The sequence below is a fragment of the Pyxidicoccus fallax genome, from assembly GCF_012933655.1.
Taxonomy (GTDB): Bacteria; Myxococcota; Myxococcia; order Myxococcales; family Myxococcaceae; genus Myxococcus; species Myxococcus fallax.
Genome location: NZ_JABBJJ010000495.1, coordinates 1 through 6889 on the forward strand (window position 1 = coordinate 1; position 6889 = coordinate 6889).

Genomic DNA, 6889 nt, shown 5'->3' on the forward strand with positions numbered 1-6889 from the left:
CACCCCGCACCCCGCCGCCGCGCCGCCGCCTCGCCCCGGCGCTCGCGTTGCTGGCCACCCTGGCCGGCCCTCCCGCGCTCGCGCAGTACCGCCCTCCGCCCATGTCCGAGTCGCAGCGGATGGTGAAGGAGGGCGAGTCCGCCCAGGTGGCCGCCAGCGCCGCCAGCGCCGAGGGCGACAAGAAGGGCGCCGAGGAGAAGTACCGCAAGGCCCTGGCCCTCTTCGAGCAGGCGCTCGCCGCGGAGCCGGGCTCCGTCGCCGCCGCCGCTGGCGTGGGCGCCGCGGCCAACGGGCTCCAGGACTGGCAGCGCACGGTGGACAGGGTGCAGCCGGTGCTGGCGGCCCACCCGCGCGAGCTGTCGCTGGCGTACCCGCTGGGCGTGGCCCTCTACAAGCTGCGCCGCTTCCCGGAGGCCGTACCGGTGCTGGAGCAGGTGGCCGCCGCCGACCAGGCCGAGCACCTCATCGTCCACTACTACCTCGCCAGCTACTACCTCTACGCGCAGCAGGGCGACGCGGCGGTGACGCGGCTGACGCGCTACCTGGCGCTGCGCCCCGCGAAGCTGGCGCAGAACGACTTCCAGATTCACGAGCTGCTGGGCCGCGCGCACGTGCTGCGCCGGGACGTGGCCTCGGCGCGCGCCGCCTTCCAGCAGGCGCAGGCGGGGCGGGCCGAGTCGCCCACGGTGCAGCTGGGCCTCGCCAGCGTGCTGGAGCTGGAAGGCAAGGTGCCGGAGGCCCGCGCGCTCCTGGAAGGCGTTACCAAACGGTTCCCGCAGGCCCCCGAGCCGAAGGAGAAGCTGGCGCGGCTGTACCTCACGGCCGGCGACGTGGCGCGCGCGGAGGCCCAGGCGCTGGCGCTGGTGAAGCTGGGCGCCACCCCCGGGGCACACCTCCTGTTGGGTGACGTGCGGCTCGCGCAGAAGAACGCGGCGGCGGCGGAAGGGGAGTACCGCAAGGTGCTGCAGCTGCAGCCGGGCCTCCTGGTGGGGCAGATGGCCGTGGGCAAGGCGCTGCAGGCGCAGGGCCGCCACGAGGAGGCCATCCAGTTCCTGGAGGCCGCGGTGCGCTCGGGCGCCAACAGCCTGGAGCTGTGGGCCACGCTCGGCTCCGTCAACCGGCGCGCGGGCCGCTTCCAGCGCGCGGTGGAGGTGCACCGGCGCGTGGTGGAGATGGCCCCCCGGCAGGCGCTGGGCTGGGTGCTGCTGGGCGCGGACCACTTCGCCACCGGCCAGTGGGACCAGGCCATCGAGGACTACTCCAACGCGCTGCAGGTGGAGCCGGAGCACGCGGGCGCGAAGCAGTGGCTGGCCCGCGCGCTGGCCCACCGCGCCCGCGACAGGGCCGGGACGGGACGCATGGACGACGCCGTGCGCGACCTGCGCCGCGCCTACGACCTGGACCGCACCGCCCCCATGGCCCGCCGGCTGGGCGCCGCGCTGCTGGAGACGCGCGCCTTCCCGGAGGCGCGCCGGGTGATGGAGCAGGGCGCCACGCTGCCGGGCGCCACCTGGCGCGAGGGGCTGCTGCTGGGCTACGCGCGGCTGGCCTCGGGCGACGCGCAGGCGGCGCTGGAGGCCTTCAACCGCGCGGGCACGCAGACGGAGGAGCCGGACGCGAAGGCGGAGACGTCCGTGGGCGCCGCGCTGGCGGAGGTGGAGCTGGGACAGGTGGACGCCGCCGTGCAGCGGCTCACCGCGGTGGGCCCCTCGCGGGCCGCCGAGCAGGTGGCGGGCGCCAACCTCCCGCGCGTGCTGGTGCGCCGCGCGCTGGCGCGGCTGGAGGCCGGTGACGCCGAGGGCGCGGACCGCGATTTGGACCTCGTGGACAAGCTGGGCACGGGCAACCGCTCGGACCTGACGAAGCTGGCCCTCTTCACCCGCGGGCTGGCGCGCGCGGAGGAGGGCCGTCACGCGGAGGCGAGCGCCGCCCTCAAGCGCGCCCTCACCCCCGCCCCGCGCTGGGCGTGGCCCAACACCCGCGCCCTGGCGGACGCCTTCGTCCTCTACAAGAAGGGGCAGGTGGCTCCGGCGCGCAAGCAGCTCGCCGCCGCCGCGAAGAAGCCCATGCCCGGACAGCCGAAGTGGCTGGCCTCCATGACGGGCGCGCTCCACCGGCGCGAGGCCTCGCTGGCGTACGCCTCCGGAAACATGAAGCTGGCGGAGAAGGCCCTCAAGGCCGCGCTCGCCGCGGACCCGGAGGACGCGCTGGTGCAGCACAACCTCGCCTGCGTCGACTGGCGCAAGGGGAAGGCCGCCAACGCGCTGGACACGTGGCGCCGGCTGGAGGCTTCCGTGCCGGTGGCCGCCCTCAACCTCGGCATCGACGCGCAGGAGCGCCGCCGCGAGCCCGCCGAGGCCGTGGACGCCTGGCGCCGCTACCTCGCCGCTGGCTCCGGCCCGCGCCTCGCCCAGGTGCGCGAGTGGAAGGAACGCCTGCAGAGCCTCCACGGCCTCGCGGAGTCCTCCACCGGCGCGCCCGCCGCCGCCACCGCGGAGGAGACCCCATGATGAAGGCACACCGCTTCCTCCTGGCCGGCCTCGTGCTGGCCTGCACCCTGGCCGCCGCCCCCGCCGCCGCGGCCGCGAAGAAGGCCACCGTGGGCGTCTTCCTCGCCACCACCCTGTCGGACGGCCAGGAGCGCTTCCAGTACGCGGAGGCGCTGGCCGCGAGGCTGGGCGACGCGCTGGAGCGCCCCGTGGCCGCCAAGAGCTTCGGCCGCTACGAGGACTTCTCGCGCGCCGTGTCCGAGGGCCTGCTGGACTTCGCCGTGGTGGACGCGTGGGCCGCCGTGCAGCTCGGCGCCCGCGCGAAGCCCGTGGCCTGGGCCTCGCGCTCCGGCGAGACGCAGGCGCGCTGGGCCATCGTCTCCACCCAGAAGGGCGTCGTGAAGGACCTGGCCGGCAAGCGCCTGGCGCTCGTGAAGGGCGCCGGCCCCGCGGACCCGAAGTTCGTCACCCACGTCGTGCTCGGCGGCGACCTGGACGCGCAGCGCCACTTCAAGGTGACGCCCGTACCCAACGTGGAGTCCGCCCTGAAGATGCTGGAGGCCCGGGGCGCGGAGGCCGCCCTCGTGCCGCTCGCCCACGTGCCCAAGGACAAGGACGTGCGCGTCCTCTACCGCAGCGGCCGCATCCCCGGCGCGGTGCTGGTGGACCTCAAGAGCCACCAGGAGGAGTTGGCCGGGGCGCTCGGGCCCGTGGGCGCGGTGCCCCCCTTCGACGCCTTCGCCCGCGTCCAGGGGCGTGACTTCGAGGACTTCCGCAAGCTCGTCACCCAGGGCCCCCCGCGCCGCCAGCCCGTCCTCGCCGAGTCCCCGGACCCGCGCGTGGACGCCGAGGTCCTCGTCCGCTCCGAGGAGCTGGGCCCCGCTCTGCCTTCCTTCGCCGGGGACCTGGCCGTCACCGAGGAGCAGCCGGACGACTAGGGCAGCTCTCACCCGGTGTGCGGGGACCCCGCCACCTTCTTGAGTTTCCAGGGAATGAGAGCCGCTGACTTGGCCCGGCGGTGGCTCTGCGGTAGGTTGAAATACGACGGCGCGAGCGTTCAGGGGTGGAGCTTCGTTCGAAAGGACGATGGCCCTGTCGCCGGGCCCGCAATCCCGGGCGTGCGTACAGGACCGTGAGTGTCCCCCCAACACCACGGATGTGAGAACGATGCACTCGACTGTCCAAGGTGAGCCGCGGCGAGGCGCGGTGAGGGCCCTTCCAGGGCGCCGCGGTGTTCGGGCCCTGATGCTGTCCGTGATGGTGTGCCTGCTGGGCGTCACCGGCCTCGGGGCCAGCGACGCCCAGGCCCAGGACGCCGCGGAGCAGGCGCAGCCCAAGGTGCGCAGGAAGAAGCGCGTGGTCGTGCCCAAGAGCCCCGCGACGCCGCGCGCGTCCAAGGCGAAGGGCAAGTCGCGCAAGCCGCCGAAGACGCAGCTCAAGGACGACCTCAAGTCCACCCCGGACGAGGAGATTCCCATCCTGAGCGGCGGGCCGGCCACGGAGGATCCTCCCTCCGAGCCCATGTCGGCCCAGCCGCCCACGCCGCTGCCTCCCGCCATGGGAGAGCCGCTGCCCGTCGCATCGCCGGGCTCGCCCATGGCCGCCCCGGCGGTGGGGACGACGGCCACGCCCGTGGGTGCCACCACGCAGCCCGCGTCCACGCCCGCGCCCGCTCCGGTGGCGGCTCCGGCGCCGGCGCCGGCCTCCAACGTGCCCATCAGCGCGCCCTTCGCGGAGCCCGCCCTGGACCGGCCGCTGCCGCCTCCGTCGGGCCTGGCCGGCATGGACCCGCTGGGCGGCGGTGACGCGGTGGAGGAGTCCATCAACCGCGTGCTGAGCGAGGCCGTGGTGACGACCGCGTCCAAGCGCAACCAGCGCATCGCGGACGTGCCCCTCACGGTGTCGTGGATTCCGGCCGAGGAGCTGGAGGGCACCGGCCAGTTCTCGCTGTGCGAGGCCATCCAGTACTTCCCCGGCATGGAGTGCCGCCGGGGCTCCATGCGCAAGGCGGCGGTGAGCGCGCGCGGCCTGGGCTCCAACTACCTCTCCAACCGCCTGCTGCTCCTGAAGGACGGCCGCCCGCTGACGGACCCGTGGACGGGCCAGTTCTACGCGGACGAGACGACGCCGCTGACCAACCTCAAGCAGGTGGAGGTCATCCGCGGCCCGGGCTCCTCGCTGTACGGCTCCAACGCCTTCAGCGGCGTCATCAACATCATCGAGCGCCAGCCCGGAGACCTGATTGGCAAGGGGCAGAATGTCGGCGCCGAGGCGCGGGTGCTGGCGGGCCAGGACCAGACGTGGCGCCTGCACGGCAACGTCGCCGGCCGCGGCGGCCCGGTGGAGGCGCTGCTGGGCTACTACGGCTACGGCTCGGACGGGCCGCAGCTCTTCAACGACCCCAGCGTGGGCCGGGTGGACAAGAACCAGGACTCGCTGGTGCACCAGGTGAGCGGCAAGGTGCGCGTGGGCCCGCTGGCGCTGGACGCGGACTTCACGGACGCGGAGATTGGCCGCCCCGGCGGCACCAACATCTCCACCGTGGGCAACTGCGGCCGCTGCCACTACACGCCCAACGACTCCGAGTCGGTGCAGAACCTCAACGCCTCCGCGCAGCTGGACACGCAGGTGACGGACAACCTGCGCCTGTTCGGCCAGGCGTACGGCCTCTTCAAGCGCCGCGACGTGCTGATGGAGAACGCCTTCGGTGGCGACCCGCAGCGCGCGCTCGGCAAGCGCCGCCGGCTGGGTGGCGAGGCGCGCGCGCTCCTGTCGCTGGGCGACCTCAACGTCACCTTCGGCGGTGACCTGAAGGCCGACCAGGTGAACGTGCCCAACGTCCTGCCGGAGCTGACGCTGGACGACACGAAGCAGACCATCATCGGCGGCTTCGTGGACGCCGAGTACCGCCTCTTCAACCGCCTCGTCTTCGGCGCGGGCGCCCGGTACGACCGCTACCAGATTCCCGAGCGCGTCTGGCAGCAGCGCACGGACCAGATTTCGCCGCGCGCCAGCGTCGTGTTCCACGCGGTGCCGGAGCTGCTCACGCTGCGCACCAACTACGGCCGCGCCTTCCGCGCGCCCACGCTCGCCGAGCTGGCCATCAACCAGCAGATGTACGCGGCCACGCTGGTGGGCAACGGCAACCTGCGCGCCGAGACGCTGGACACCTTCGAGGCCTCGGTGGACTTCTGGCCCTTCGACCGGAGGGTGCGCCTGACGGGCACGGGCTTCTACAACCTGGCCAAGAACTTCATCAACCAGGAGCTGGTGTTCGGCTCCGTCTCCCAGTTCAAGAACATGGGTGACGCGCGCGTGCGCGGCTTCGAGCTGGAGGCGGCGGCGCAGATTCCAACCCTCAACTCGTCCTTCGACGTGGCCTACCAGTTCCTGGACGCCAAGTCGCTGCCGTACGGCGACGGGGCGGAGACGCCGCTGGACTACGCGCCCGGCCACCGCATCTACGCGCGCGGCCGCACCAACATCGGCAAGGTGGCCTACGCGGAGCTGTACGCCCTCTTCGTGGGCCCGCGCTACGACCCGGGCTTCCTCGTGGACGAGGACACGGGCCTGGCCAGCGCCCGGGTGCAGCTGCCCAGCTATGTCACGGCCAGCGCGCGCGTGGGCTTCAACGTCTACGACGGCGTGTCCGTGTCCTTCCTGGGCTCCAACCTCTTCAATGCCCAGTATGAGGAGTCCCACGGCTTCCCGGCTCCTCCGCAGTCCTTCTTCAGTGAAGTCAAGGTTCGCTACTAGGTCTTGAGCACCGCACCCCACCTGGAGGCCGGAGGCCTCCTGCTGATCGCCGACGAGTCGCTCTCTCCCGCGCAGGTGGAGCAGGCGGCTCCGGTGTTGGCGCAGGGTGGGGTGTCCCTCCATCAGGGCTCGGAGCTGCCCCCGGGCCCGCGCCGGCTGGTGCTCTTCGACGGCCGGCTGTCGCCCGCGCATGCGGAGGCGCTGCGCCGGGAGCCGCCGCCCCTGCTCTTGGCCACGCGCGGCCCGGACGGACGTCCCGCCGCGTGGGAGGTGCGCCTCTTGGGCTCGCTCCTGCGAGGCGGAGCGCTCTTGCCGGAAGGGGCGGACGTCACGCGGCACCGGCTCCAGCGGGTGGTGGACATCGGCGTCACGGCGGAGGCGGCGTCCGCGGCGGTCTCGCGGGCGGGCGGCTCCCGGGTGGCGGCGGGCCTCGTCGGGGACGTGGTGCATGAGTTGGCCGCCAACGCTCTCTTGGATGCCCCGGTGGACTCGCGCGGAGAGCCCCGGTACGCACACCGGCGCACGGAGGTGCGCGAGGTGGCCGAAGAGGATGCCTGCGAGCTGTCCTTCGCGGTGGAGGACGGGCGCATGTGGCTGGAGGGGGTGGACCGCTTCGGCGGCCTGCGTCCGGGGCCCTTCGCCCG

At 73.7% G+C, this 6889-nt stretch carries 4 protein-coding genes; all 4 read left to right on the plus strand.

The annotated features are described in order from the left end of the window. Positions 1–2510 (plus strand): tetratricopeptide repeat protein (locus HG543_RS49920; RefSeq protein WP_246357870.1); only part of this gene is annotated, 2510 nt, incomplete at its 5' end. Then, positions 2507–3427, plus strand: coding sequence for a PhnD/SsuA/transferrin family substrate-binding protein (locus HG543_RS49925; protein WP_169352040.1), 921 nt, complete (start codon positions 2507–2509; stop codon positions 3425–3427). The genes HG543_RS49920 and HG543_RS49925, both read left to right, overlap by 4 nt. A 307-nt stretch (positions 3428–3734) precedes the next feature. Continuing rightward, on the plus strand, positions 3735–6245 hold the full coding sequence (locus tag HG543_RS49930; RefSeq protein WP_371876562.1) for a TonB-dependent receptor plug domain-containing protein: 2511 nt from the start codon (positions 3735–3737) through the stop codon (positions 6243–6245). 3 nt (positions 6246–6248) lie between these two features. Further along, on the plus strand, positions 6249–6889 hold a 641-nt coding region (locus HG543_RS49935), incomplete at its 3' end, for a hypothetical protein (protein WP_169352042.1).